Source organism: Streptomyces oryzae (assembly GCF_017676365.1).
In the GTDB taxonomy this organism is placed as follows: domain Bacteria; phylum Actinomycetota; class Actinomycetes; order Streptomycetales; family Streptomycetaceae; genus Streptomyces; species Streptomyces oryzae.
In genome coordinates, this window is the sequence record NZ_JADKMA010000364.1 from 1 (window position 1) to 2,692 (window position 2,692).

The following is a 2,692-nucleotide window of genomic DNA, read 5'->3' on the forward strand; positions in this document are numbered from 1 at the left end:
GTATGGCGTCGGGTTGGGGGTGTGGGGTGATGAATCGGGTCTGTGCGGCGCGGGGTCGGGCGTATCCGGCGAGGAGCCGGGCGTGGACGGCAAAGGACTGGGTGCGCGCGGCGAGAGGCCGGACGCGCGCAGCGATGGGTCGGCGGCCAGTATCCGGGCGTGCAGATCGAGCAGTGCGGGACCGGGCTCCACACCCAGCTCCGCCCGCAGCACGTCCCGGATCTTCCGGTATGCCGCCAGCGCTTCGGCCTGCCGCCCGGCCCGGTACAGGGCCAGCATGAGCAGCTCCCACAGCCGCTCGCGCAGTGGGTGCTCCGCCGTCAGCCCCGTCAGCTCGGCGGCCACCTCCTCTTGGCGCCCCAGCTCCAGATCGACGTCCAGCCGGGCCTCGACCGCGCTCATGCGCTGCTCTTCGAGCCGGTACCGTTCGGTGTCAGCGAGCGGCCCGGGCAGCCCTGCCAGGGGTCTGCCGTCCCACAACTCCAGTGCGGCGTGCAGCAGCTCGCTCGCCGCGCGGAGCTGCCCGCCGGTGCGCAGCTTCTTCGCCTCGGCCACACGCCGCTCGAAAACCCCCAGGTCCAGTGCGTCTTCGGGAACCCGGACGAGATAACCGTCCGCGGCCGAGACGATCACCTCCGGCGCCCTGCCCGCCTCCCGCCCCGGCTCCAGCACCTTGCGCAGCCGCGAGACGTACGTACGGAGCACGGTGACCGCTCCCGAGGGCGGCTCCTCGCCCCAGAGCGCGTCGATCAGCTCCCCGATCGTCACGGGGTGGCCACGCCGCAGGAGCAGCGCGGCCAGCACCGCCCGCTGCTGTGGTGACCCGAGCGCCAGTTCCTGTTCCGCGCGCCGTGCGCGGACAGGCCCTAAGACTGCGACGTGCAGGGAGTTCGCATCACTCACGTTCACCCGTTCGACTCTAGCGATCCCCCAACGATCCGGAAGCGCTCTCTTACGTTTTCACCCACTGGTCCTTGAGCGGCCGTCGTGGCGTAACACGCCGGCCGCGTCAGCCTTCGGCCGGCTCCGGCGGGGCGAGCGGCTCGACGGGCGGCAGCTCCCTCGGCCGGTGGTTTCCCGGCTTGCACCCGGCGAACGGGCCCATCGGATCCCGCAGAGCACCCATCACCGGGCCCGGGAAGTCCCGGTGCCAGGAGGCGGGGCCCGTCATGTCGGCGTCGGGCCCGGTCAGGTGCGCCCAGGCCAGCCACAGGCCATGGAGCTGTGCCACCGCCTCGGGGTGATCCCACCAGCGCGAGCACCAAGGGGCCGTGGAGGTGACCTCCCGGCCGTAGACGGGCAGCAGCACGTGGTGCGCCCACTGGGTGAGCCGGTACAGCTCCGACTGGTACTCGTGGCCGTCCTTGTAAAGGATGAACTGCGGTGTGGCCGGGGCGCCTTCTCCTGAGTCCGCTTTGTCCTGACCCTAGCTCTGGCTCCGGCCCTGACCCTGACCCTGGTCCTGGGACATCTGTGGTTCGCTCCTGCGGTCGCGGTCGGTCTCCGGCAGCGTCTTCGGAACCACCACGTACGGGTGCCGCACCCGGTTCACCCCCGCCCGCGTACCGAAGTGAACCGGGCGCCACGCCGGTCCGTGTGTTCCTTGAGCATCGGCCGTCGACGACACGGAGGACGCCCCTATGCCCGAGCCGACCGGTCCACGCCGACTCAGGTCCACTCGACGGGCGCGGCAACTGCTCGAGCAGGAGCTGGACGCCGCCACGTCGCGGAACGATCCGCAACGGCCGGAGCAGGATTCGCTCAGCCGAGCCGCGGACCAACTGGACGCAACGGCGGAGGAAATACTCCGCATCATGCGCGACGTGTGGCGCACCTTGCTGCGCTATTCGCGCAGGCGACGGCCGGCGGAGGAGCCGGGCGGGGGACGGGACCTCCGGCAGTCTCCGCCCACGCAGGGACCCGGGTACGAGCAGGCTCCGCCACAGCCCCACCAGGCGCCGCCTGCCCCGACTGCCGGCCCATGGGCCCCGGAAGGCCCCAGCTTCCAACAGCCGCCCCCGGCACCGGCTTTCGCCCCTCCGGGGCCAGGTTTCGCGGCCCCGCCGCCGGGTTTCGCCCCGCCGGGCCCAGGTTTCGCGCCTCCGCCGCCGGGTTTCGCGCCGCCGCAGCAGGGTCAGTTCTCTCCACCCCCGCCACCGGGGCAGCGGGAAGCCGCCCCATCGCCTTTGGAACAGCAGTACCGGCAACTCAGCCCGAGGCAACGGCGGGCGCTCGAGGATGCCGCACTGAAGCTGGTCACCAGCGAGCCGCGATACAGGTATGCGCACGACAAAAACCCACTCCAGCTGGGCTTCGCCGGGGAACTCGCCAACGAGGCATACGCCCGACGCCTGACGACGCCATCCTGGCTGTCCCGACTCAACCCCTGGCGATCGGCGAACACCCGCAACACCACCGAGGCGGCCGCACAGCAGAACGACCGCGGGCGCACGACGCAGCCGACTGCGCCGGCCCCCAGCGCGCGCCTGACAGGGCCACCCCAACTGACCCAGCTCCCCACCTACGCGGGGGATCGGGTGACGCCACCCGGGCGCACCGCACCTGGCGGGGTGCCCCGTCGCCCCGTGCCCACGCAGCCCGGACCGGCTCCCGACCCTCGCTCCCTGGCCGCCGTCCAAGCGGTCTCCCGTGCTGTGGCCCCCTCCCAGCGAAACGCGCCCGCGCCCACGCC

At 72.3% G+C, this 2,692-nt stretch carries 2 protein-coding genes; both read right to left on the reverse strand.

Annotated features, from left to right (window positions below; translation table 11 throughout):
* Window positions 1-909, reverse strand: a 909-nt coding sequence (locus ITI46_RS34050) for an AfsR/SARP family transcriptional regulator (RefSeq protein WP_209243857.1), incomplete at its 3' end; no start/stop codon positions are given.
* 100 nt (window positions 910-1,009) lie between these two features.
* Window positions 1,010-1,375 carry a DUF4913 domain-containing protein gene (locus ITI46_RS34055; protein WP_209243859.1) on the reverse strand — a complete coding sequence of 122 codons (366 nt, stop codon included), beginning with the start codon at window positions 1,373-1,375 and terminating at the stop codon, window positions 1,010-1,012.
* Between the last annotated feature and the right edge of the window lie 1,317 nt (window positions 1,376-2,692).